Here is a 22,664-nt window from a genome sequence, read left to right as displayed (position 1 = left end):
CGGTATAGCCCTGGTGCGGTTACCGACAGTAAAACAAAAAACAGGTATCTACCCTCGCGGAGATCACATTTTGCGGCAACGGCTTGAATCGGCGCCCCCAGCGGTGACGTCTTTGATGATAGTCCTGCTGCTTCTGGCCACGGCCATAATGCCGTCTTCGGCCAGTGCAGCCGGGCCCTGCCGTGATGGGGAGATTGTCCTGGATGGCGGTATCGAGAGTATCCGCGATCTGGGTGGCTGTATCTGGTACCTCGAGGATCCGGATCAGACACTGACTCTGGATGAGGTTCGCAAACTGGAATCGGGAGCCTTCACCCGCCACGAAGGCGGTGTGTTGAACTTCGGTTACACCGAGTCGGCATACTGGGTGCGCCTGGATCTGCGGTCCGCCCGCAACCTCGACCAGAATGGCTGGATCCTGGAGCTTGCCCTGCCCCTGGTGGATGAGGTTGCCCTGTTCATGGTCCGCGACGGCGCCCTGGTTGAGCAGCGCCAGGCCGGTTATGAGGATAACTGGGTGGAGCGGGACCTGGCGGTTCCCAACCCCACATTCCGCCTCGCCCTGGCACCGGATACCCTCAGCCACGTCTATCTTCGGGTGGTCAACACCAACACCTTCCGTTTGCCGATCAGCCTGTGGCACCCGGACAGCTATATTGAAAAAGTCTCGGTAGATGAACTGGTGCGGGGCATTCTACTCGGAGCGGTGCTCGCCATTCTTGCCTACAACCTGTTCGTCGCGGTCGCGGTTCGCGAGCGGAGCAACATCTATTACGTGCTCTACCTGGTGTTCGCGACCATCTTTATCTTTACCGAACAAGTTCACGGTATCCAGCTTCTCGAGAGCCGGCCCGCTCTTTTCGACAAGCAGTTCCTCCACTTCCAGATTATCCTGACCTGGTTCTGGGGCCTGTTGATGGCCAGGTCACTGCTGGAGACCCGGGAGCGTTCTGCCGACCTTGACCAGGTTATCCGCCTCTGTCTGTATTCGGTGGTCGCGACATTCGTTCTATCACTGTTCCTGCCCTACCACGTGGCCATGGAATGGATTGTGGTTGGTTCCGTCCTGCTGAGCCTGATCCTGATCGTCGTCAGTTACCTGTCCTGGCGTTATTACAACCCGGCGGCCCGTTCCTACTTTTTTGCCTGGACTCTGGCGCTGGTGGGCTTCGGTATCTACGCCCTGACGGTGATGGGCATACTGCCGCTGAACACCTTCACCGCTTATTCGCCCCAGTTTGGTCTGACCGCCCAGATCATTCTGTTCTCGTTTGCCCTGGCAGATCGGATCAAGCAGGTTCAGGGCGAGGCGCTGGGCTGGAGCCAGCGGGCGTTGTCGAATCTTCAGCGCTACCAGTCGCTGTTCGATAATGCCATTGAAGGGGTCTTCCAGATGTCCCCGGACCGGCGATTTGTCACAGCCAATCCGGCCATGGCCCGTTTGCTGGGCTACAACAGCAGCCGGGAGCTGCTCAAGCGGAACCCGGATGTCCTGGAAACCTGCATCGCCGATGATCGCTTGCGGCGGCTGGTGATTGAACAGCTGGAGGCCCGGGGGACCGTCAAGGGCATTGAGGCCCGATACCTGACCCGCGATGGCGACGAGCGCTGGGCGACCATCTCCTTGCATACGGTTTATGACACCGAAGGCGAGCCCACTCATCTGGAGGGCACCTGCATCGACGCCACCGAAAGTCACAACCGGCAGAGAATCGAGCGGGAGCGGGAGCAGGAGCGGCTTGAAAAGGAACTGGCCCGTAACTCGGCGGAGGCAAAGAGTCAGTTCCTGGCCAATATGAGCCATGAAATCCGTACGCCGCTGGCGGCGATCATCGGTTACGGTGAAACCCTGCTTGATCCGGACCTCAGTGATCCCGAGAAAAGAAGCAGCGCAGAGACCGTGGTACGAAGCGGCCGCCATCTGCTGGACCTGGTCAACGACATCCTCGACCATTCGAAGATCGACGCCAACAAACTGGATGTGGATATCGTATCGGTCAATCTGCCGGAACTTCTGGATGAAATCCGCGCCTTTTTTGCCCCCCGGGCCCGGGAAAAGGGTCTGGATTTCAGCATCATCTGCGAATACCCATTGCCGGAGCAGGTGCAAACCGACCCCACCAGGCTGCGTCAGATCATCATCAACCTTTGCGGCAACGCCCTGAAGTTCACCGACAAAGGTTCCATTTCCCTGGTAGTCCGCTGCGATCGCGAGCACGAATTGCTGGTGGCCAGGGTGGTAGATACCGGCATTGGCATGAAGCCGGAACAGTTGGGGCGGCTGTTTGATCCCTTTGCCCAGGGCAGCGCTGCCATTTCCAGACAGTATGGTGGCACCGGCCTCGGGCTCAGTATCTCGCGGCGGCTGGCAGAAATGCTCGGTGGCAGTATCCGGGTGCACAGCACCTATGGCGAGGGCAGTGAGTTCGAGCTGTCGATCCGGACCGGGCCATTGGATCAGGTTCATTTCCTGCGTGATGCGTCGGAGCTCAGCCAGCGCCGCAGGGCCATACCCATGGTGGTGGCACCGAGATTGTCCGGGCGCATCCTGTGTGCCGAAGACAACGACGTGAACCGGCGGCTGGTGTCCTTGCTGGTGTCGCGAACCGGCGCCGAACTGGTTCATGTGAGCAATGGCGCCGAAGCCCTAGAGCTGGCGATTCGCGAGCCTTTTGATCTGATATTGATGGACATCCAGATGCCGGTGATGAACGGCCGTGACGCCACGGCGGCACTGCGCGAGGCCGGGATTAATACGCCGGTGATCGCCCTGACCGCGAATGTGATGTCCGAAGACATTGCCGATTATCGTCTGGCGGGCTGCAATGAGCATCTGGCCAAGCCCATCGACAAACAGCGGTTCTATGAAGCCCTGGCCCGGTACCTTTCGGTTACCCCGGAGATTGTCGAAAGCCCCGTGCCGCGGTATCAGGGCAAGGTGCTGGTTGCTGAAGACAATACCGAGAACCGGCAGCTGGTGGAGCGCATGCTACGCCGGGAGGGGCTGGATGTGATGTCGGTTACCAGTGGCGAGGAAGCGGTCCGGACGGCACTGTCCGATACCATTCATCTGGTTCTGATGGACCGCCACATGCCCGGTATGGATGGCGTTGCTGCAACCAGACTGCTGCGCCAGGCCGGGTTCCGGCGGCCGGTGATTGCCTTTACGGCTGGTGATCAGCGGGAAACCGATGCCCTGCTTGATGCCGGTTGTGACGGAGTGTTGAACAAGCCCATTGATCAGTCCCACCTGACATCCCTGCTGGATCGACTGCTTGGCGCTGGTGCGGTTTCCGCCACGGACTCCGGTGAGGATGCCGAAATTTCCCATCTGGTTGCACAGTTTCTTGATGGCCTGGCCGCCCGCCGGGCGCGAATGGAAGCGGCGCTGGCGAACGCTGATGGTGAGGCCATGAAAACCGAAGCCCACCAGATCAAGGGCACGGCGGGGGCCATGGGCTATCCGCTGATGACTCGACAGGCGGGTATAGTGGAAGATCTTCTGAAAGTCACCGAACCGGACTGGGACCGGGTTCGCAGCGAGCTCAAGGGACTCGGTGAAATGATAGAGCGTGCCCTTGCCGCTGCGAAAACCCCGGGCTGATGTATGTCGAGAACAACCAACAGGAAGAACCCGATGAGTGAGTTGACGGAACGCCGAGAACACCATTCCCTGAGCATGATGTACGGAACCTACGCGGACATACTGTTTGTGCTGTTTCCGTTTCTGATCATTGGTATGCAACGGCTGTGGGAAGGCCGGCTGTATGAAACCCTGCTGCGACCGGACCTGAGTATCGCCGCCGCCATTCTGGCCGGCCTGGCCATCGGCAAGTTCGTGCTCGGTCTGGTGACCAATCGGGATCTCGGGCGTTACAAGGAACGGATCGTTTTCTTCATCGCGTTGACACTGTTCGTGGTGCTGGGCCCGGCAATCATCCTGATATTGAGTATACTGGGGAGCGCGGATGTGCCCGGTTTCGTAACCTTTGTTCAGCCGATCCTTCTGATTATTGCCATTTCTCTGTACACAACGGCCGTGAGCATCAGCAATATCCTGACACGATTTGGCATGGAAGACGCGACAACATTTAATGACGAGAACTCGCCACGGTCTGACGACAGCGACATGGGTGAGCCTCGCCCGGCGCCGCTGGATCTGCCCCGGCGCACCGGCAACCACCCAACAGCTTGACAGGAGCAACCCCCATGACGGATCTGAGAGTGCTGGTAGTGGAAGATGAGCCGGTGATGCGAGAGCGGCTGGTGGACATGCTTTACAAGGCTGGCGCAACCAAGGTGGTCGAGTGTATTGATGCGGCTTCCGCCAGGGCGGCGTTCAAGGCTGGGGAATTTCAGATTATCCTGCTGGATCTGGGCCTGCCGGATGGCGATGGCCACGAACTGATGCTGGAATTCAAGGACGCCCGTGAGGAACAGCACATTGTCCTGGTGACAGCGGACGACTCGATTGAGAGTATTCAGCGGGCGATCAGTGCCGGCGCTAACGGGTACGTGGTCAAGCCCTATTCCCAGGAAAAAATACACGATGTGGTGAACAATTACGCCATGGTTCACGGCGGCGACATGGCGATGATGCAGGGTCTGAACCGGCGCCACTGACCGGTTCAGACCTATCACAGTCTGATCAGGCGACCTGCCGGGCAATCCAGGAATTGTAACGGGTCGCCAGTGCTCTCACGTACCTCGCCTCGGCGTCGTTAAGGTTGCCCAGAACGCCCTTGAAGATCCAGCCCCGCTCATACACACCCAGCACCCGCTGTTCGTCGTCCAGGTTGACGCGCTGATTCAATTTTTTGCAGATCGCATCCAGCAGCGGCAGCTTTTCCGGGCGCTTGATCGGGCCCTGACGATTGTTGATGGGCTGGTTTGCTGCACGAGTTGTCGGATGTCTTTTCATGATGTTCTCCTTGTCGTTTTGCGGCTGCAAAAACAAAAACCCCGGTGCCTGAAGCAACCGGGGTTTCGCGGAGAAGCTGACCCGGTCGCTACAAAGGCTCCCGGGACTGACCGAAAGCCGTTAGATGTCTTTCACCATCGCGCGGACAGACTGCACTGCATGGCAACCTGCTGCTGTGTAAGCAATAAACTGTGGAATCATTCTGGTCATATCGGCTCTTGAATTTCGGTTCGACTACCAGTGTATAGGCTATCGGGCCGTTTGCAATAGGTCTGCATCTTCGGCAAACCCCTACAGACGGCCCCATGGGCGCTTGGCATAATTCGCAGCGTCACGTGTTTTACGTTGTGCAATCCTGACTGCCTGCCGCGCCAAGCAGTCAATGGATCTCTCCTTTCTACGCAGCCTCTATGGCTGCGTTTTTTTTGGGTAGTGGAATCTTCGTAGCCACTACTTCGTACAGATTTTGTTGGCTGTCCTGGCGATAATTTGCACACTACCTTTTCATTCATTGCCATAGACAGACAGAGGTTGAAACCTAGCAAAATGTCCGACGACGCCGGATCTGCCAGTAGAAAATTCCGTTCCCACGCATTGATTGAACTCGCCCTGATTATCGCACTGGGGCTATACCTGTTTGCCGCACAGGAGCAGGTTGTGGGCGAAAACCTGGTGTTTACCGTAACGGGTGCCGCGCTCATGGCGCTGGTGACTTACTGGACTCTCAATACCCTTCGGGATGGTCTCGAAGTTATCGCATTGCGTGTCAGACACTGATTGCCTGATTCCGGATCAGGCCCGACGGCTCTGACCGGTTAATGGCTCCAGGGCGCCATGGTCCTCCGCAATCCGTTCCCAGGTTTTGTGAAGGATCAGGGCGTCATTTGCTGCCCGGTGTACTGGCAAGCCAAGTTCGGTAATCACCTGCTGACGAAGCCCCGACCATTGGCGCACCTGGCGCGTGTCCAGCAATGCTGAAATGGACTCGAGCTGAAACGCCGGCGTGATGCGGGCGGCCCTGAACAAGCGGTGCAGCCAGAAGCTGTCGAACGTCCAGGCATCGCAAAACACCTGTTCTGGCAGCAGCTCGTTCAGGGCCCTGGCCACTTCACCCACGGCAATACCGTCTGCTTCCAGAGTCTCACGGGAAATGCCGTGTATCTGTTCAGCGCTTTCCGACCAGTCCTGCCAGAGGACATGGGGGGCGATCAGCCAGCTATGGAGAGAGCCATCCGGCATGCAGATCCCTACCTCAATGGGGTAGCTCGCGATCAGATCAAGGCTGGATGCCTCGAAATCGATGAATGCCGGCTGGATAGTGGTCATGGAGTCAGTGTAGCTGATGAGTTGTTTTTCGCTGAGTTTACCCGCCCCGCAACCGAGACGCGAACCCAACCTGTGCCTGCACTGTTACAATATGTCCATTCATTGTAAAAGCCCGATGACAGCAACAGGCGTCGGGCGCGACAGTAAACCAGCCCACACCCAATCGCACCATACGGGGAGCCCGAATGATAGACACCGTGGTTGTAATCTATTCCGGAGGCATGGACTCCTACACTCTGCTGCACCTGGCCAGGGAACGTGGGCATCAGGTTCATGCGCTGTCCTTCAACTATGGCCAGCGTCACGTTCGGGAGCTGGAGTGTGCGCGTTCGGTATGTGAGGCGCAGGGTATTCCCCACAAAGTGATCGATATCCGCGCCATGAGTGAGGTGATGGCCGGATCATCCCTGACCTCGGATATAGAGGTCCCGGAAGGCCACTACGAAGAAGACAGTATGAAAGCGACAGTGGTGCCGAACCGCAACATGATCCTCCTGTCGCTGGCAACCGGTTACGCCGTGACCGTTGGCGCAGGCGCTGTGTGGTATGGGGCTCACGGTGGCGACCATGCCATCTACCCGGACTGTCGCCCGGAGTTCGTTGAGAAGATGGACGCAGTCTGCCGAGTCGCCAACTACGAACCGGTGGGCATTGAGGCACCCTTCATGGCCATGGACAAGGGCCAGATCCTGGCCGAAGGTCTCCGCCTGGGCCTGGATTATTCGCAGACCTGGACCTGCTACAACGGTCGGGAGCAAGCCTGTGGCCGCTGTGGTTCATGCGTTGAACGTCTGGAAGCGTTTGCCGCCAATGGTGTGACCGATCCTCTGGAATACGAGGGCGCAGGCTGATGTATCGGGTCAAGGAAGCCTTCTACACCCTGCAGGGCGAAGGCGCCCAGGCCGGCCGCGCTGCCGTGTTCTGTCGCTTCAGCAAGTGCAACCTCTGGACCGGTCGTGAGAAAGACCGTGCCAGTGCGGTCTGCAATTTCTGTGATACCGATTTTGTGGGTACGGACGGCCAGAATGGTGGCCGTTTTGAAACAGCGGAAGCCCTGGCTCGTCACATACGGAATCTCTGGCCGGACGCGCCTGGCAAGCCCTATGTGGTCTGCACCGGCGGCGAGCCCCTGTTGCAGCTGGATACAGCCCTGATTGAAGCTTTCCACCGGGAAGGGTTTGAAGTGGGGGTAGAGACCAATGGCACCCTGCCAGCCCCCGAAGGTATTGACTGGCTCTGCGTCAGTCCCAAGGCCGATGCCCCGGTGGTGATCGAGGCCTGTGACGAGCTGAAGCTGGTCTATCCCCAGCCCCTGGCGATGCCGGAGCGATTCCTCGGTATTCGCGCGAGCCATTATTTCCTGTCGCCCATGGCCTCTCCGTCGACACCGGAAACGGCGGTGGACGAGATCAAGCAAAGTAATACCCGCCGCGCTACCAACTACTGTCTTGCGCACCCCCAGTGGCGTCTTACCCTGCAGATGCACAAAATCATCGGAATCGACTGATCAGCCGGTTGCCAGTGCCCGCTCGGCAGGTGTCGAGGCGGGTCTGGCAGGCGCGCTTCGGTAGTGACTGGGGCTGGTGCCGGTCCAGCGCTTGAAAGCCCGGGTGAAGTTCGCGGCGTCGGCATAGCCCAGGGCGTCAGCAATCTGGCTCAGGTTCATGCCGGTACTGCGGAGTAGATCCTGTGCCCGCTCCAGGCGGACCTGATCCACCAGCTGCTGGAAGCTGGCTTCTTCTTCCTGCAGTCGCCGTTTGAGTGTTCTTTCAGAGACAAACAGGGTGCCTGCAACCCGGGCCAGTTTAGGTGGGAAGGGGTGGCTGGTTTCAATCACTCGCCGGACCCGACAGGCAAATCCGGCGTCTTCGGTCAGCTGCCGCAGCGCCTCTTCGCACTGGGCTCTTGATGAGGCGGCCAGTTGATCGTCGGTGAAGCGTACGGGCAGATCCAGGTGGGCGGCGGGGATCACCAGGGCATTCTCCGTGGCACCGAACTCCACGGGTATCGGGATCTGTGAGCGGAACCGTTGGAAATAGGCCGGCTCCGGCCCCCGGCGAACAACGCGCAAACCATCAACCACCGAGCCCGTCAGTTGCGCTCCCATGGAAACGCATCCGAACAGCATGGCGTCCATGATGAACCCGTGCAGGGGCCCGAGATCGATATCGCAGCTGACAACGTACCAGGCCAGGTTGCCGGTTTCCCGTTTGCGGACCTGAAGATGGGGCACCCGCAGTGTCAGGTACCGGGTCATCAGCTCCATGGCATCGCCCAATGTGCGGCTGCTCATGACCGCCGTACCCAGGGCGCCGTGCAGTGGCAGCTTGAGTTCCCGGGCGAGCATGATTCCGAGCCCGGGCTCGCCGCTTTCGATAATGGCCCGGGTGACAAATTCGCTGGCCTGGGTCTGGCTGACCCGCAGATCGGTGGATTGAAGGCGGGCCGGGTCGAGTCCGACCCGAAGCAGAAGGTCCTGTTCATCAACACCGATGGTATTCAGCAGCTCGGCCAGAAGGTGCAGGTAGATGGCCGGCATGCCCAGGTCCTGTGCCGTTGAAACGGAGGCGCGCATGGGGTTTCCTCGTCTGATTCTGTTCTTGTTATGTCGCAGAACGCGTAGTGTCGACGATTATGGCGCCTTCCGGTTCGCTCCCCCATGACTTCGCTGACGAAATAAATGGCCTGAAAGGCCAATCCTTGGCTGGCTTGCACGGCTCAGCCAGGCCTGCCTACTGGCGGTGGCGGAGAACAAAGTCCTGGAGATCCGCCGCGAAATAGGGGTCAGAGCTCCACGTCTACAATAACCGGGTTATGGTCGCTGGACCGCCAGGGCCACTGCGCATCAACGGTGTGCTCGCTCTGGTAGCCAAGAACCCTGGGCTCGTCCGCATTCACCAGCCAGCTTCGGGCACCGACAACCCGTGGCTTCAATGTCTCGGAGGCCAGGGCGTAATCCAGGGACCCTTTCTCGCCACGGTATCGATAGGTGTAATGGCGACAGCTGGTCTCATCGCAGGGATGGAAGTGGTGCACCATGCTGACGAAGCCCGCTCTTGCCAGCACACGAAGGGGTTGTTCACGGGCATAGCTGTTCAGGTCCCCGATAATCAGGGTGCCGGCCGACTCGGGGCCCCCGGCGTCAACGCCGGGCCATCCGGCCAGCGCTTGTGCTTCGGCATTCCGCCGGCTAGCGTAACAGCCCTGGCCATCGGCCTGATCGCGATCATCGCCGCGGGCGCCCCGACAGGATTTTGATTTCAAGTGAGGAACAATAACCCTGACCGTTGTGTCGCCGTCGAGGCGGGCGAAATCCTGGGCCAGCGGCGGCCGTCCTCCGGATCTGAACGGACCGCTGGCAAGCCGTTCCGGCAGGCCAATGGCGCTGACCCGGTCGCTGCGGTAGAGCAGGCCGGTCCGTATCTCGTCATTGCCATCCTGGCCCGGTGTGCTGACGAACCGCCACTGATTGCCCAGGGCCTCGGCCAGGCTGGCGATGGCGCTGTGCGGGCCGTAGCCGTCGTTCTCGAGTTCCGTGAGCGCGAGGATATCCGGATCCGGGGCCAGAAGTGTCTGCACCAGTCGCTGTTGCTGGCGCTGAAACCCCGTCGATGTCTCCGCCCCCCGGCTTGTCGGAAACTGGCCGCCACGACCATCGCCGTTGAAAAAATTACCGAGATTCAGTGCCATGATTCGCACAGGATCACCGGGCAGAGGCGCCGGTGCGGGATCTCTCGGGTTGGTTGCCAGGAAAACCGGCGCCCTGGCGGGCTGGATTCGCCAGGCATCGAACCGGAAGTCCAGTACCCCCTCAAGCCGCTCAATCTGGTCACCAGAGCGCACGGTTGTCGAGGACAGGCCCCCGGGCGGCCAGGGTATGGGGCTGGGGTTTCTGGTGGACTGGTTGTCGTCCAGAAGCACGCGGTTCTGCCGGTTCCGGATGGATGCTCTGTGCGCATCGTCACCAGGAGGAAGGTACTCGGTGGGTTGGACCTGATCTGCTGCCGCCAGCGCCAGTTCGCCGTAGCGGCCGAGGTTGTAGTTGTCTACCACCGTCAGGGGCTGACGGAAAGTAACCCTCATATTCTCCAGATGTTCGGGATCCCGGGTCCAGGGCAAAGCCAATGGCGAGGGCGCCGGCAGCGCTTCCCGCCCGCAAATCCGGATGCTTCGGATCGCTACCAGTTCAGTCAGTCCGTGGTATTCCTTTACCTTGCCGGTAACCCGCAGCCGCATGCCGGGTTTGCCGATATCGCGGTCGGTATAAACAAACAGAGCCTCGGAAGTGGCGGGATTATTGTCGGTCTCGTGGTCGGCCTGCTGGAGATAAAAGCCGCCAAACCCACCCTCTGACCGGGAATCCTGGGTCAGAATGCCTTCGACTGTGACGGCTTTGCCTGCCAGAAGTGAGGCCGGGCCGGTGCCCTGTACTTCGGAAATCGGTGTTGCGGGTTTACCACAGGCTGATTCTGCCGTTGCCACCAGAGGCAGGAACGGCAGAATCAGGAAACAGAGAAAGGAATACCACCGGGTTTCAGAATTCACACCGGCAGTTTAACTGAGACCGGCAACGGCTTTCAGGGCCTGTTCGCGTTTGCTGCCAAATCCCAACTGATCCGGATTGGCCAGCTCAAGCTGTTGTACCAGCGGATCCGGATGCTGGTTGTCAAAGGTAATTCCGAGCCGTGACAGCACGTAGGGTGCAAGAGCGGCACGGGTGGCAACCTCCAGGCGGCCATGCTCCATACCATAGTCCCGGGCGATAATCTGTTGCTGGGCGTCGGTCAGGCGTCGGTCAGGCGTAACCACCAGGGTAACCTCCCGATTCCAGTGCTCGTCTTGCTCCCGGCTATGTCTGGCGCGCTGCCGCAACGCGTCGGGCGACGTCCGGAAACGGCTCAGGGCAAAGTCCCGGAATTCCCGGTTGGAGTCACACCAGGCCCGCAAGTGCCAGCTGTTGCCGGCACAGACCAGGGTATGAGGTTCAAGAATGCTTTCCACCGCTTCCGGGCGACTCAGGGAGGCGTAGCTGGCGCGCAACTGCCTGCCCTGTCGTGTTGCCGTCACCACGGCACGCATGGTTTCCGGTGCAATCACACGATTCGGGCCCAGGACCACCGTGCTGTCCGGCAGGCCAATGTTCAGGGACTCGAACGTGTTGCTCAGGTTTTGCTGGCGGGCAAGCAGATCCAGATACTCGTTCACCACTCCACGGGTAACCACTGGACGGAATTTCTCCGCCGGCACATAACCTTTCAGGTGGCGGTCATAAACCAGATTGCCCGGCGCCAGCTCGCGCAGGTAGGTGTTGATGTCCTTGGACGCCTGCTGACGACCGATACCGAAACTGTGGCAGATGTGGTTGGTGGTCAGGCGACCCTCCCACAGGGCAATGGTTTCGATCAGTCGATAGCGAAGCAGCAGATCCCAGCGGATGGGCCAGTCCGTTTTTTTCATAACCAGGCGCTCACGGTCCAATGAATAGCTCACTTTCATGTTACCTGCTCCGGCCGGCAGGGTCTGTTACGGCACATTAATGTAAAACCCTGTTAAACCGCTCCACGACGGCCTTTGCGGGTTTTTGTGACGCGGTTAACAGGTTTCGGGAAGTGCCTAGTGGTTTCGCTTCCCGCTCCTGATTTAATACGCGCCCGGCAAAGTCCGGTGCTTGCTGCTATTTTGTCTGACACCCGATCGAAAATACCCTCTCACGCCCGGAGCCGCTGTAATGACCCGAATGGTCACCTCCCTGTCTGCCCTGATTCTGAGCATTATTCTGCTGGTCAGCGGCAATGCGTTTCTGATGACGCTACTGGGTATACGTCTGAGTATTGAGGCGATATCGCCGGACATTATCGGCTGGATTCTGGTCTGCTATTCCATCGGTTTTGTGTTGGGTACGCTGTATGTTCACCGGATTATAGGCCGGGTTGGCCACATTCGTGCCTTTGCCGTGTTTGCGGCGATTGCTGCTGTTACGTCGCTACTTTACCCGATGGCTGTTTCCGAGATTTTCTGGGCCGTGTTGCGGGTGCTTTCCGGGTTCAGTATTGCCGGTGTGCTGGTGGTGATCGAGAGCTGGTTCTCCAGCCGCGCCACCAATGCCAACCGCGGTGCGCTGTTTGCGGTTTACCAGATCGTGTTTTATCTGTCCGCCGCCGGCGGACAGCTCATCGTCAATGTCGGCGACCCAGCCAACTTCATGCCGTTCTCGATTGCAGCGATCCTGCTGACACTGGCTCTGGTGCCGCTCTCAATGACCCGGATGGAAGCGCCGGTAATCGAGCAGGTCCAGCGTATTTCGATCTTTACCCTGGCCAGGGAGTCCTTTAGCGGTGTTGCCGGCGCCCTGATTTGTGGGGTCATGATTGGCGGGTTCTATGCGCTTGGGCCGGTTTACGCAACACTGGTCGGGCTGGACGTCTCCCGGACATCCACGTTTATGGCCAGTGCCATTGTCGCAGCCATGATCCTTGCCTGGCCGCTGGGACGGCTTTGCGACAGTTTTGACCGGCGCCGAGTGATGTTCTGGATTGCCGTGGTGGCGGCCGCCGCCGCTGGTGGTGTCGGGGTGCTGGGGGCGTCCAACGCATGGGCACTGACCCTTCTGGTTGGTCTGTTTACCGGTCTGTCTGCGGCGCTCTACCCGGTTGCAGTGGCAATCACCAATGACCGTATGGAAAGCACTCGTATTGTTGCCGCCAGCGCCACGCTGTTACTCAGTTATGGGGTCGGCAGTGTCATCGGCCCGGTTGTCATGGCTGAACTGATCAACCTCCTGGGGCCGAAAGGCCTGTTTTTCGGCAATGCCGGCTTCCTGCTGCTGTTGGCAGTGATTACCAGTTACCGGATCAGTCATACCGAGGACGTTGCCGTTGCGGATCAGGAGCACTTCGTGCCTGCCATGCCGGAAGCGTCGCCGGTGCTCGCCGAGATCGATCCGCGAAATACACAGTTCCAAGAGTCTCCCGAAGTCGAGGAGATGCACGAAGAGCAGCGTCAGGCGAGCTGACGTTGCTTTCGGTTTTCCCCGATTTTGTTTTTACTTCCGTATCTGTTTTTATTTCAATGGTTAGCATACTATTGGTGACTTTCCGATAATGTGAATTGTTGGTCGAGTGCGCGGTTGCGCCTGGCCAGGGCGAATGCCCTTTTTTATGGAGTGACGACAAATGAGAGACCAGTTTCCTTTTGCGGTTGCCCGGGTTACCCGGCGTTGGAGAAAAATGCTCGATGAGCGCCTGAAGGATCTGGGCGTCACCCAGGCGCGCTGGAGCACCATGGTGTACCTGGAGAAAGGCGGTGAAGGCCTTACCCAGCGCGAACTGGCCAGCCTCATGGCGATCGAGAATCCGACCCTGGTTCGACTGCTGGACAGCCTGGAGCAACAGGGGTTGATCGAGCGTAGGCCCTGCCCCAATGATCGCCGTGCGCGACGGCTGCATCTGACCAACGCCGGCCGTGCGTTTATGGACGACCTGTCCGAGCGAGCCGAGGTGTTGCGGGAGGAAATGCTCGAAGGCATCAGTGACGAAGAGATCGAGTGCACCGTGAAGGTCTTCCACAAGATCCTGGAAAACGCTGAAAAGCAGAAGTAATTCTTGGCTGATAACTCAGTTGAGGGGCTGAAAGCCCGCTACGGGGATCGCTGGCGCTGGCTGGCGGTGGCCACGGTGATGATAGGCACCATGGCCACAGTGCTCAGTGCCACTGTGGTCAACGTAGCGTTGCACGACATCATGGTAGAGTTCGGCATCCGTCAGGGCCAGGTTCACTGGCTGGCAACGGGCTTTATCGCCGCCATGACCACTACCATGCTCGCCTCCTCCTGGCTGCTTGATCACTTCGGGGTTCGCAAGACCCTTGCCGTAGCCATGTTTATCTTCACCCTGATTTCCCTCGCCGGTGGTTTTGCCGAGACGCCGGGCCAGCTTATCGCTGCCCGGATAGGACAGGGCGCAATGGCGGGCTTGATGCAGCCCATGGGCATGTACCTGGTGTTCCGCATTTTTCCACGCCATCGGCGAGGCCAGGCCATGGGAATCTATGGCATGGGGGTTATTCTGGCACCGGCTTTGGGTCCCGTGCTGGGGGGCTTCCTGGTTGATCAACTCGACTGGCGCTACGTGATGTTCGCACCGGCCCCCGTCACCCTGGTGGGTGTTCTCATGGCCTGGCGCTTCCTGCCTTTGCCGGTTTCCCGGCCAGCGCCCTATCGTTTTGATCTCCCCGGCCTGATATTGCTGGGGTTTGCCATCGCCGTGTCGCTCGACGCTCTGAACCGGTTGCAACAGGCGGCGGGCCAGAAGAGCTGGATTTTCGCTGAGGGAATACTGGCGCTGGGCGGGCTGCTGCTCTTCGTGCTCCGTGAAAGACGAACCGCGCATCCGTTGGTGAACATGGCCCTGTTGCGCAAACCGGTCTTTGTGTTCGCCTGCCTGGGTGCCATGGCACTGGGGCTGGCGCTGTTCGGATCCACCTATCTCATCCCGCTGTTCGTGCAGACAGCTCTCGGGTTCAGTGCGACAGAGGCCGGTTTACTGATGCTGCCGGCAGGGATTGTCCTGGGTATGACGTTCCCTTTAGCCGGGCGGCTGGCGGACAGGCATAGCACCAGGGTTCTGGTTGTCTTCGGGATTGCTGCATTTGCCCTGTCGGCCGTGCTGTTTGCGCTGTCTGATCTGAAGCTGGCGTTTGGCTGGCTGGTGCTGTGGACGGTTTTGGGGCGCATCGGTATCGGCTTCATGCTTCCGGCCCTTTCAACGGGCGCCCTGAATCCGTTGGAGCCACAGGAGCTGGGAGCCGGCTCCAGTACTCTGAACTTCATGCGCCAGCTTGGGGGCGCCTTTGGTGTCAACCTGGTGGCACTGACCATTGAATTCGGGGAACACAGCTCCGGGCTGCCGACAATCAACGCGTTCCATTCCGCCTGGTGGCTGGTGGCTGCATTCGTGGCAGTCGCCGCGATTCCGGTATGGAAGATGCGGGCCTAGGATCTCGTCTGGTTGCGGCCTTGTTCCGAATTCATTACTATGCCCTCATCTCTTCAGGGGAGTAGCCTCCGCACCGGAACTGTCGGTCGGATGGTAGTCAACATACTTGGGGCCAAATCCCCATGGCTATCATGTTTCACCGCCACACCGGTGAAACTGGCAAGACCTGAGGCGGTTTCACCTCCATTGGGCGGAAGGTGGGCTGCCTCATGTCTGGTTATCCGCCCTGGAGTTTTTCATGGACGCTTTCCTCGCTTCTACGGTTGCCGTCGCCATAGCGGAAATAGGTGACAAGACCCAGCTGCTGTCGCTTTTCCTCGTTGCCCGATACGCTACTCGCCTGCCCATCATACTCGGCATTTTTGTCGCGACGGTTCTCAATCACGCCCTATCGGCCTGGCTCGGTGCCTGGGTGGCATCATTCATTCCACAAGCCTGGTTGCCCTGGATTCTGGCCATCAGCTTCGTTGCCATTGCACTGTGGCTGCTGGTGCCAGACAAGGATGACAGCGAAGACTCCAAGTTTCTGGGAATGGGGGCATTCATGGCCACCACCATCATGTTCTTCCTGGCGGAGATCGGCGACAAGACGCAGGTTGCAACCGTGGTTCTCGCTGCCCGCTTTACCGAAACCTTCTGGGTTATTCTGGGCACCACGGTGGGTATGCTGTTGGCCAACATACCGGTTATCATGGCAGGACGCTGGCTGATGGAACGGTTGCCCCTTGCCACAGCCCGGATTGGTGCAAGTGTTCTGTTCGTGGCGCTTGCCGTCGTAACAGTATGGGCGACCTATATGAACTCTTGAGGGTGCTTGCTGTCACTGTACCCGGTTGCCTGATGCTTTCGGAATGTTTTCTATGTGGTTCAGATTTTTAGCGGTTTTTTCTCTGGCGCAGTTCCTGGTGTTTCCGACCGCAGGGTTGGCGGAGCCTCTGGATGCTGCCAGCGATCCGGAAGCCCCGGAAGAGCCGGACAGAAGCCCTCGTGTGCCCACGTTCCCGGTTCAGGGTGACCTGGCCGGAAAGCTCGGCGTTTTTGAAACCCGTTACGAGGACACCTTTGCCGGCATAGGTAATCGCTTGGCCATGGGGTATCTGGAACTGGTGAAGGCCAACCCCGGTGTGGATCCCTGGCTACCCGGAGAGGGCACCACGATCACTCTGCCGCGCCAGTATGTGCTGCCAGACGCCCGACGCGAAGGCATCGTTATCAATCTGGCGGAGTACCGCCTGTATTACTTCACCGATGAGGGTGTGCAGGTGTACCCGGTAGGCGTTGGCACGGCTGAGAATCCCTCCCCGCTGACGGATGCAGAGGTCACCATGCCACTGGAGTCCCCGGCCTGGTATCCGCCGGCGAGCATTCGTGCGGAGTACGAGGCGTCCGGTGAGTATCTGCCCCGTATGATTCCCCCCGGTCCGGGAAACCCGCTCGGCACCCACGCCCTGTTGCTGAGTGAAAAAGGCTATCTGATCCACGGTACCAACAAGAAATTTGGTGTGGGCATGCCGGTCAGTCATGGCTGTTTCCGGATGTACAACGAGGATATCTCCCGGTTCGTTTACCAGGTTGAAAAGGGTACGCCGGTTCAGGTCGTGCACGATGCCGTCAAGATTGGTTTCTCGGACGGTGAGGTGTGGCTGGAAGTCCATCGTCCCCACGAAGACTACCCCCGCGAAGATCGAGAGCGCTTGTGGCAGCAGGTATTTGCCGAAGTGGAAGCCTTCCGCAGCCGGCACCCGGGTGTTGAGGTCAAGCGTGGTGCCATTGAGCTGGCCGTGGACCAGGCCGATGGCCTGCCAACCATGATTGGTGAACGGGTTACCCGGATGGCCGCTGACAAGACTGTGGAAGAGAAATCGCCGGAATCGGCGAGCGAGCCTGAGCAGCGACTATACTTCTGAGATAGTTGTCTGGGCAGGAGGCCCGCCTTGTACGGATAGAACCGCGGCCACTGTTCCATCGTATATTCAGGCGTTGAATTTATTCCGGTCCAGGGAGGCGTTATGCAGGCACACCGTCCCATGAGATCACAGAATCCCGGCCGTCTCCGGACATGGGCTCTGGTATTCCTGACTGGTGTGCTGCTTGCAATGGTGTCCCTGGCCCATCAGGTTTTTGCCCAGCAGAAATCTTCCGACACGGCTCTGGTACTGACGGTTGAGGGGGCTATCGGCCCCGCGACCATGGATTACGTCACCCGGGGCATCCGCCGGGCGGAATCCGAGGGTGCCGGTCTGGTGATTATCGAAATGGACACGCCGGGGGGCCTGATGGACTCCATGCGGGATATCATCAAGACGATTCTTGCTTCCGACGTTCCCGTAGCGACGTATGTTTCCCCGCAGGGCGCCCGGGCGGCCAGTGCCGGCACCTATATTCTCTACGGAAGCCACATAGCTGCCATGGCGCCTGCAACCAACCTGGGGTCGGCCACGCCGGTCCAGTTGGGCGGCCTGCCGGGTAGCCCCGAACCGGAGAGAGATCCGGCCTCCGGCGAACCGCAAACTGAGGAAGGATCTGATTCCGCATCCGGGTCTTCGTCCGACGACGAACAGCAAGCCAGCGAGGACGACGGTAAACGTCGCGGCGGCACCGCCATGGAACGCAAGGTACTGGAGGATGCGGTCAGTTACATTCGTGGCCTTGCTGAACGCCATGGCCGGAATGCCGACTGGGCGGAAGAGGCTGTCCGTGAGGCTGTCAATCTTGGTGCTGAAGAGGCGCTGGAGAAAAACGTCATTGACGTGGTTTCCCCCAATCTTCGGGACCTGTTGCAGCAAGTAGATGGCCGCACCGTTCGCATGGCGTCGGGCGACATGACCCTGACCACGGCCAATCTGGAAATCGTCCGATCCCAGCCGGACTGGCGTACCCGTCTGCTTTCCGTCATTACCGATCCGAACGTTGCCTACTTCCTGATGATTATCGGCTTCTACGGCATCATCTTCGAACTGGCCAACCCGGGCGCCGTGGTGCCAGGTGTGATTGGTGCCATCTCGTTGATTCTTGCGCTCTTCGCATTCCAGGTTCTGTCGGTGAATTACGCTGGCCTGGCGCTGATTCTGCTCGGGTTGGCGTTCATTGTGGGCGAAGCCTTTGTGCCCAGTTTCGGGATATTGGGGGTTGGCGGGATTGTCGCCTTTGTGACTGGCTCGATCATACTGATGGACGGCAGTCACCGGGATATCTCCCTGCCGACCATCGGAGGCACCGCGGTAGTCGCTGCGGGGTTTATTCTCTGGACGGTGACCCGGTTTATCGGTCTGCGTCGACGGCATCCGGTCAGTGGCACCGAACAGCTTACCCATGAAGAAGGCGTGGCACTGGATGAATTCTCGGGAGAACATGGCCACTACCGCGGCCATGTGCGGCTCAGCGGTGAGCGTTGGAATGCCATCAGCGAGGCGCCTGTCAAAGAGGGTGACCGGGTTCAAGTGACAGCAATTGAAGGTTTAACGGTAACTGTCAGGATCATTCCGGACAACGGCTGAACCGGCAGACAAAGTAACGGCAATACAAGGAGGCCGTATGATTGGCGATCTGATTCCCTATCTGGCACCCACGGTGGTGTTACTGCTGATTCTTGCTTCGGCCATCAAGATCCTGCCGGAGTACGAGCGTGGCGTGGTGTTCTTCCTCGGGCGGTTCCAGGGTGTGAAAGGCCCGGGGCTGATTATCGTCATTCCCGGCATTCAGCAGATCGTGCGGGTGGATCTGCGGGTAATCACCCTGGATGTTCCCAGCCAGGACGTGATCTCCCGCGATAACGTGACGGTCCGGGTGAATGCCGTTCTGTACTTCCGTGTCGTGGATCCCGAGCGCGCCATTATCCGGGTGGAGGATTTCAATTCCGCAACCAGCCAACTGGCTCAGACTACGCTGCGGTCGGTTCTTGGCAAGCACGATCTCGACGAAATGCTGTCGGAGCGGGACAAGCTCAATTCCGATATCCAGGAAATCATCGATGCCCAGACTGAAGAGTGGGGCATCAAGGTGGCCAACGTGGAAATCAAACACGTGGATCTCAACGAATCGATGATTCGTGCCATTGCCCGTCAGGCGGAGGCCGAGCGTGAGCGGCGTGCCAAGGTCATCCACGCCGAGGGCGAATTGCAGGCGTCCAGAAAGCTGGTGGAAGCGGCGGATGTCATGTCCACCAACTCCGGTTCGATGCAGTTGCGTTACTTGCAGACCCTGGCGGATATGAGCAATACCAACTCATCCACCATTGTATTCCCGCTGCCAATGGAGCTGATGACCACGTTCCTGAAGGAGAACAAACCCTTCACGCCTGATAAGCCCAGTCCGGAAAAACCGGAACCCGAGGCATAAAAAAGGCCGGCATTGCCGGCCTTCCGTTACGTCTCAGCCTTACTTCTGGCTGGCACGCTCGAGCATACGCTTGGCACGCTCGTTTGCTTCGTCGGCAGCTTTCTGGGCTGCACGGGCAGCGGCCAGAGCTTCTTCCGCAGTCTGCTGGGCAGTGCGGGCGGAGCTGGCAGCGCTGTTAGCGGTGTTCAGTGCATTTTCAGCAGTGCGCTCAGCGGAGCTGGCGGTTGCATTTGCTTCGTCGATGGCGCCCTGGTCAGTTGTGGCACAACCTGCAGTCAGAGCAGTGGCCAGTGCAATCCCGGCGATCGTCAGTTTACGCATTGTAAATCCCCTTATTGGTCGAGTTATTTCCTGTGATCCGAAAGTCAGTATAGACGACTTCCTGTCAACCTGCGCAGCAACGTTTGTCAGGCAATGACTACCGGAGTCGTTAAACAGTGTAAAACACTGTAAGCAGGAATGTTAACTGCAGATACGTAAATTTGCTAAGCATATGACAACAACTTAATGCTGCTGTCAGATTTGACTCAGGGATGAATGCTGATGGGGGTTCCGTTGGACACCAGCTGCCAGATTTCGTCCATCTCGTCGTTGGTCACGGCGATACAGCCATCGGTCCAGTCCAGGCCAACGTAGGCGAAGGCCAGGTCGCCCACATCATTGGGAAGGCCATGGATCATGATGCTGCCGCCGGGGTCCAGGCCCCAGGCCGACGCCAGTTCACGGTCCCGATCGCTGGGGTAGGAAATGTGGATCGATTTGTAGAAATCGCTTTCGGCATTGCGCCAGTCCAGAGTGTAGTCGCCTTCGGGGGTGCGCTCGTCGCCTTCATAAAGCTTGTGACCTTCCGGGTTGTCGCCCAGGGAAATCCGGTAGCTGCGAACCACGTCCTCACCGTCCATCAGGTACAGGCGGCGCTCTCCCTTGCGAACGACCACTTTGCTGACACTCTGAATATCCGCGGGCTTATACATGGTGGCAGCCGGCATTCGGGTGTCGGCCTTGGCCAGCAGCTCGGTGGCGAAAGTGCTCGGAGCAACTGCCAGGCAGAGCAGGGCGAGAGTGGATAGCAGGGCGCGGAAAATGCTCATGTCCTTAACTTACCAATGATTAATCTTTGTACAGGCGTTTTATACCATAGCCCGCAAGGGATCTGTTAAGGGGTTTTGTTAACTTTTTTGGCTATCTGGTTCGCTCTTCAGACATTTTGTGAACTGTCCATCTTCAGGCCCACCTTGGTGACCTTGTCGGCGCTGGTGGCTCTGGCAACCAGTGTTACCGGGCCAAGAGTGACCACATCACCGACAACCGGGTGCCCCTTGGTGCGTTTTGCAAAGCACTCGGCCAGGGAAAGTTCCGGGGGCAGGTCGTCAAACTCGATGCCGTAAACCTGCTCGACATCGCCCAGCAGGGCATCGCCGTTGAGCACGAAATCACCAAAGAATGCCCGCTCGGCAAGGTACTTGGGCGCGTGTCGACCGCTAAGTGCCTTGCCCAGTTCCGGCAATACGCTGGGGGTCGCGAACATGGCAACCATATCCCCGCTGGAGACCTCCAGATCGGCTTTCGGCTGCAAACAGACCCGGTTGCGGAATACGCCGGCCACAGCGGTGTTCTCCGGAAAACGCAGCTGCCCCAGCCGGCGCGGTGTTTCCCAGCTTTCGCCCCGGAGCGGGAACAGCATCAATTCGTGGTCGCCTGCAGCCGGGGCATCCAGGGGCAGCCTCCGATAGGGATCTTCCCCGGCGGGGACTTCCAGGCGAAGTTTGCGGGCCAGGGGTGTCATGGTGGTGCCCTGAACCAGGAGAGAGACGAGGACAATAAAGAAAGCCGCGTGGAACACCAGTTGCGCTTCCGGCAAGTCGGCGATGATCGGGAACAGGGCCAGCACGATGGGGACAGCCCCTCGCAGGCCGACCCAGCTGATAAAGCCGAGCTCGCGGCGGTTAAAGGCGAACGGCCAGAGGGTCAGGATGACGGTCAGCGGACGGATGATGAAGATCAGGGAGAGGGCCAGTATTAACCCGCCGCCGGCCAGCGGAATCAGATCGGAGGGTGTTACCAGCAGTCCGAGCATCAGGAACAGGCACAGTTGGGCCAGCCAGGCCAGACCATCGTGCACCTGCAGGATCATCGGCATCATCCGGACATGACGGTTGCCAATCACCACGCCGGTCAGGTAAATGGCCAGAAAGCCGCTGCCGCCAAGGGCGTTGGTGGCGGAAAACACCGAAATGCCGGCAGCTGCTACCAGCAAGGGGTACAGGGAGGGCGTCAGGCGGATACGATTGGCCAGCTCCACCACCGCAAAGCCGCCAATAATCCCGGCAACCGCGCCGATGCCAAACTGTTGCACCAGCATGGTCAGCGCGGCCCAGCCCGCATGATCACCATCGTTGCCGATCAGAGTGACCAGCATGAGGGTCAGGAAAATCGCCATGGGGTCGTTACTGCCCGATTCGATCTCCAGGGTGGCACTGACCCGTTCGTTCAGGTGCAGGCCCCGGCCCTGAAGCAGGCTAAACACGGCGGCGGCATCGGTGGATGAGATGATGGCACCGATCAGCAAAGCGGTGAGCCAGTGCAGGTCGAACACCCACCAGGCGACAACCGCGGCGCCAGCGGCGGTCATTGCAACACCGAGAGTGGCCAGTATCAGCGCGGGTTTCAGGCCTACCCGGAAGGTTTCCGCCCGGGTACGCATGCCACCGTCCAGCAGGATCACCCCCAGAGCCAGGTTGGCAATCAAAAAGGCCAGCTCGAAATCGTCGAACTGGATACCACCTGGCCCGTCCTCGCCCATCATCATGCCCACGACCAGGAAGATAAGCAGCACAGGCATGCCCACCCGGCTGGAAAGCGGGCTGAGCACGATACTGATGACCAGCATCAGGGCGCCAATCAGGGTCAGGGTGGGATCCATTGTTGCTCCAGACAGAATGCTTGCCCATTGCCGGGCAGACCGCTTATATTGCTCTCGCGGTCATTTTTTTGCGGGTGTAGTTCAATGGTAGAACGGCAGCTTCCCAAGCTGCATACGAGGGTTCGATTCCCTTCACCCGCTCCACTGCCTTACCGGCCAACTT

General features: G+C 59.2%; 21 protein-coding genes and 1 tRNA gene. 14 read left to right on the top strand and 8 right to left on the bottom strand.

Annotated elements, in window-relative coordinates; translation table 11 throughout:
* The first annotated feature begins 115 nt into the window (after positions 1–115).
* The 3 genes from KEHDKFFH_RS05365 to KEHDKFFH_RS05355 are packed head-to-tail and all read left to right on the top strand — an operon-like array spanning position 116 to position 4,623.
* Positions 116–3,604 carry a response regulator gene (locus tag KEHDKFFH_RS05365; RefSeq protein WP_241956438.1) on the top strand — a complete coding sequence of 1,163 codons (3,489 nt, stop codon included), beginning with the start codon at positions 116–118 and terminating at the stop codon, positions 3,602–3,604.
* 33 nt (positions 3,605–3,637) lie between these two features.
* The gene (locus KEHDKFFH_RS05360) at positions 3,638–4,195 is read left to right on the top strand and encodes a hypothetical protein (RefSeq protein ID WP_104320957.1); all 558 of its coding nucleotides are present in this window, start codon (positions 3,638–3,640) and stop codon (positions 4,193–4,195) included.
* Positions 4,196–4,209: 14 nt separating this feature from the next.
* Positions 4,210–4,623: a response regulator gene (locus tag KEHDKFFH_RS05355; protein ID WP_104320956.1), complete on the top strand. Its 414-nt coding sequence runs from the start codon at positions 4,210–4,212 to the stop codon at positions 4,621–4,623.
* 25 nt (positions 4,624–4,648) lie between these two features.
* Here KEHDKFFH_RS05355 and KEHDKFFH_RS05350 read toward each other — a convergent pair whose 3' ends face one another.
* Positions 4,649–4,921: a hypothetical protein gene (locus tag KEHDKFFH_RS05350; protein ID WP_104320955.1), complete on the bottom strand. Its 273-nt coding sequence runs from the start codon at positions 4,919–4,921 to the stop codon at positions 4,649–4,651.
* A 546-nt stretch (positions 4,922–5,467) separates the two neighbouring features.
* Between KEHDKFFH_RS05350 and KEHDKFFH_RS05345 the strand changes: the two genes are divergently transcribed.
* Positions 5,468–5,698, top strand: a complete 231-nt coding sequence (locus tag KEHDKFFH_RS05345; protein ID WP_104320954.1) for a hypothetical protein — start codon at positions 5,468–5,470, stop codon at positions 5,696–5,698.
* A gap of 15 nt (positions 5,699–5,713) precedes the next feature.
* Here KEHDKFFH_RS05345 and KEHDKFFH_RS05340 read toward each other — a convergent pair whose 3' ends face one another.
* On the bottom strand, positions 5,714–6,247 hold the full coding sequence (locus KEHDKFFH_RS05340) for a 3'-5' exonuclease (protein WP_104321098.1): 534 nt from the start codon (positions 6,245–6,247) through the stop codon (positions 5,714–5,716).
* 185 nt (positions 6,248–6,432) lie between these two features.
* On the opposite strand from KEHDKFFH_RS05340, the gene queC reads away from it, so the two are divergent.
* Positions 6,433–7,098 carry a 7-cyano-7-deazaguanine synthase QueC gene (queC, locus tag KEHDKFFH_RS05335; protein WP_104320953.1) on the top strand — a complete coding sequence of 222 codons (666 nt, stop codon included), beginning with the start codon at positions 6,433–6,435 and terminating at the stop codon, positions 7,096–7,098.
* Positions 7,098–7,754, top strand: a complete 657-nt coding sequence (gene queE, locus KEHDKFFH_RS05330; protein WP_104320952.1) for a 7-carboxy-7-deazaguanine synthase — start codon at positions 7,098–7,100, stop codon at positions 7,752–7,754. Before queC ends, queE begins: the two co-directional genes overlap by 1 nt.
* Here the strand turns inward: queE and KEHDKFFH_RS05325 are convergent, their stop codons facing one another.
* The 3 genes from KEHDKFFH_RS05325 to KEHDKFFH_RS05315 all read right to left on the bottom strand — a co-directional run bounded on the left by KEHDKFFH_RS05325 (position 7,755) and on the right by KEHDKFFH_RS05315 (position 11,704).
* Positions 7,755–8,822, bottom strand: coding sequence for an AraC family transcriptional regulator (locus tag KEHDKFFH_RS05325; RefSeq protein ID WP_104320951.1), 1,068 nt, complete (start codon positions 8,820–8,822; stop codon positions 7,755–7,757).
* A gap of 209 nt (positions 8,823–9,031) precedes the next feature.
* Positions 9,032–10,792 carry an ExeM/NucH family extracellular endonuclease gene (locus tag KEHDKFFH_RS05320; RefSeq protein ID WP_104320950.1) on the bottom strand — a complete coding sequence of 587 codons (1,761 nt, stop codon included), beginning with the start codon at positions 10,790–10,792 and terminating at the stop codon, positions 9,032–9,034.
* Positions 10,793–10,801: 9 nt separating this feature from the next.
* On the bottom strand, positions 10,802–11,704 hold the full coding sequence (locus KEHDKFFH_RS05315; protein ID WP_192875752.1) for a helix-turn-helix transcriptional regulator: 903 nt from the start codon (positions 11,702–11,704) through the stop codon (positions 10,802–10,804).
* Positions 11,705–11,975: 271 nt separating this feature from the next.
* Here KEHDKFFH_RS05315 and KEHDKFFH_RS05310 point away from each other — a divergent pair, with 271 nt between their 5' ends.
* The 7 genes from KEHDKFFH_RS05310 (at position 11,976) to KEHDKFFH_RS05280 (ending at position 19,578) form a co-directional block, all read left to right on the top strand.
* Complete coding sequence (locus tag KEHDKFFH_RS05310; protein ID WP_104320948.1) at positions 11,976–13,259, top strand: MFS transporter; 1,284 nt, start codon at positions 11,976–11,978, stop codon at positions 13,257–13,259.
* Positions 13,260–13,419: 160 nt separating this feature from the next.
* Positions 13,420–13,845, top strand: coding sequence for a MarR family transcriptional regulator (locus KEHDKFFH_RS05305; protein WP_104320947.1), 426 nt, complete (start codon positions 13,420–13,422; stop codon positions 13,843–13,845).
* Between the two features lie 3 nt (positions 13,846–13,848).
* On the top strand, positions 13,849–15,240 hold the full coding sequence (locus tag KEHDKFFH_RS05300; protein ID WP_104320946.1) for an MDR family MFS transporter: 1,392 nt from the start codon (positions 13,849–13,851) through the stop codon (positions 15,238–15,240).
* A gap of 238 nt (positions 15,241–15,478) precedes the next feature.
* Positions 15,479–16,048, top strand: a complete 570-nt coding sequence (locus tag KEHDKFFH_RS05295) for a TMEM165/GDT1 family protein (protein ID WP_064229363.1) — start codon at positions 15,479–15,481, stop codon at positions 16,046–16,048.
* A 52-nt stretch (positions 16,049–16,100) separates the two neighbouring features.
* Positions 16,101–17,147: a L,D-transpeptidase family protein gene (locus KEHDKFFH_RS05290; RefSeq protein WP_104320945.1), complete on the top strand. Its 1,047-nt coding sequence runs from the start codon at positions 16,101–16,103 to the stop codon at positions 17,145–17,147.
* Positions 17,148–17,249: 102 nt separating this feature from the next.
* Complete coding sequence (locus tag KEHDKFFH_RS05285) at positions 17,250–18,737, top strand: NfeD family protein (RefSeq protein WP_104320944.1); 1,488 nt, start codon at positions 17,250–17,252, stop codon at positions 18,735–18,737.
* Between the two features lie 37 nt (positions 18,738–18,774).
* On the top strand, positions 18,775–19,578 hold the full coding sequence (locus KEHDKFFH_RS05280) for a slipin family protein (RefSeq protein ID WP_104320943.1): 804 nt from the start codon (positions 18,775–18,777) through the stop codon (positions 19,576–19,578).
* A 39-nt stretch (positions 19,579–19,617) separates the two neighbouring features.
* Here KEHDKFFH_RS05280 and KEHDKFFH_RS05275 read toward each other — a convergent pair whose 3' ends face one another.
* The 3 genes from KEHDKFFH_RS05275 to KEHDKFFH_RS05265 all read right to left on the bottom strand — a co-directional run bounded on the left by KEHDKFFH_RS05275 (position 19,618) and on the right by KEHDKFFH_RS05265 (position 22,501).
* A complete protein-coding gene (locus tag KEHDKFFH_RS05275) occupies positions 19,618–19,899 on the bottom strand; it encodes an Lpp/OprI family alanine-zipper lipoprotein (RefSeq protein ID WP_064229359.1) in 282 nt (93 codons plus the stop codon).
* Positions 19,900–20,105: 206 nt separating this feature from the next.
* The gene (locus KEHDKFFH_RS05270; protein WP_104320942.1) at positions 20,106–20,669 is read right to left on the bottom strand and encodes a L,D-transpeptidase family protein; all 564 of its coding nucleotides are present in this window, start codon (positions 20,667–20,669) and stop codon (positions 20,106–20,108) included.
* Positions 20,670–20,776: 107 nt separating this feature from the next.
* Complete coding sequence (locus tag KEHDKFFH_RS05265) at positions 20,777–22,501, bottom strand: potassium/proton antiporter (protein WP_104320941.1); 1,725 nt, start codon at positions 22,499–22,501, stop codon at positions 20,777–20,779.
* Positions 22,502–22,571: 70 nt separating this feature from the next.
* Between KEHDKFFH_RS05265 and KEHDKFFH_RS05260 the strand changes: the two genes are divergently transcribed.
* Positions 22,572–22,645, top strand: a tRNA-Gly gene (locus KEHDKFFH_RS05260).
* Positions 22,646–22,664: the final 19 nt, after the last annotated feature.

Source organism: Marinobacter maroccanus, from assembly GCF_002933275.1.
In the GTDB taxonomy this organism is placed as follows: Bacteria; Pseudomonadota; Gammaproteobacteria; order Pseudomonadales; family Oleiphilaceae; genus Marinobacter; species Marinobacter maroccanus.
Note: the sequence above shows the minus strand (reverse complement) of the source record. Positions and strands in the feature narration are given on the sequence as shown.

Excerpts from the sequence above, each read along its gene's own strand:
- KEHDKFFH_RS05365 (WP_241956438.1), top strand. The coding sequence starts at position 116 with ATGATAGTCCTGCTGCTTCTGGCCACGGCCATAATGCCGTCTTCGGCC.
- KEHDKFFH_RS05360 (WP_104320957.1), top strand. The coding sequence starts at position 3,638 with ATGAGTGAGTTGACGGAACGCCGAGAACACCATTCCCTGAGCATGATG.
- KEHDKFFH_RS05355 (WP_104320956.1), top strand. The coding sequence starts at position 4,210 with ATGACGGATCTGAGAGTGCTGGTAGTGGAAGATGAGCCGGTGATGCGA.
- KEHDKFFH_RS05350 (WP_104320955.1), bottom strand. The coding sequence starts at position 4,921 with ATGAAAAGACATCCGACAACTCGTGCAGCAAACCAGCCCATCAACAAT.
- KEHDKFFH_RS05345 (WP_104320954.1), top strand. The coding sequence starts at position 5,468 with ATGTCCGACGACGCCGGATCTGCCAGTAGAAAATTCCGTTCCCACGCA.
- KEHDKFFH_RS05340 (WP_104321098.1), bottom strand. The coding sequence starts at position 6,247 with ATGACCACTATCCAGCCGGCATTCATCGATTTCGAGGCATCCAGCCTT.
- queC (WP_104320953.1), top strand. The coding sequence starts at position 6,433 with ATGATAGACACCGTGGTTGTAATCTATTCCGGAGGCATGGACTCCTAC.
- queE (WP_104320952.1), top strand. The coding sequence starts at position 7,098 with ATGTATCGGGTCAAGGAAGCCTTCTACACCCTGCAGGGCGAAGGCGCC.
- KEHDKFFH_RS05325 (WP_104320951.1), bottom strand. The coding sequence starts at position 8,822 with ATGCGCGCCTCCGTTTCAACGGCACAGGACCTGGGCATGCCGGCCATC.
- KEHDKFFH_RS05315 (WP_192875752.1), bottom strand. The coding sequence starts at position 11,704 with ATGAAAAAAACGGACTGGCCCATCCGCTGGGATCTGCTGCTTCGCTAT.
- KEHDKFFH_RS05310 (WP_104320948.1), top strand. The coding sequence starts at position 11,976 with ATGACCCGAATGGTCACCTCCCTGTCTGCCCTGATTCTGAGCATTATT.
- KEHDKFFH_RS05305 (WP_104320947.1), top strand. The coding sequence starts at position 13,420 with ATGAGAGACCAGTTTCCTTTTGCGGTTGCCCGGGTTACCCGGCGTTGG.
- KEHDKFFH_RS05295 (WP_064229363.1), top strand. The coding sequence starts at position 15,479 with ATGGACGCTTTCCTCGCTTCTACGGTTGCCGTCGCCATAGCGGAAATA.
- KEHDKFFH_RS05290 (WP_104320945.1), top strand. The coding sequence starts at position 16,101 with ATGTGGTTCAGATTTTTAGCGGTTTTTTCTCTGGCGCAGTTCCTGGTG.
- KEHDKFFH_RS05285 (WP_104320944.1), top strand. The coding sequence starts at position 17,250 with ATGCAGGCACACCGTCCCATGAGATCACAGAATCCCGGCCGTCTCCGG.
- KEHDKFFH_RS05280 (WP_104320943.1), top strand. The coding sequence starts at position 18,775 with ATGATTGGCGATCTGATTCCCTATCTGGCACCCACGGTGGTGTTACTG.
- KEHDKFFH_RS05275 (WP_064229359.1), bottom strand. The coding sequence starts at position 19,899 with ATGCGTAAACTGACGATCGCCGGGATTGCACTGGCCACTGCTCTGACT.
- KEHDKFFH_RS05270 (WP_104320942.1), bottom strand. The coding sequence starts at position 20,669 with ATGAGCATTTTCCGCGCCCTGCTATCCACTCTCGCCCTGCTCTGCCTG.
- KEHDKFFH_RS05265 (WP_104320941.1), bottom strand. The coding sequence starts at position 22,501 with ATGGATCCCACCCTGACCCTGATTGGCGCCCTGATGCTGGTCATCAGT.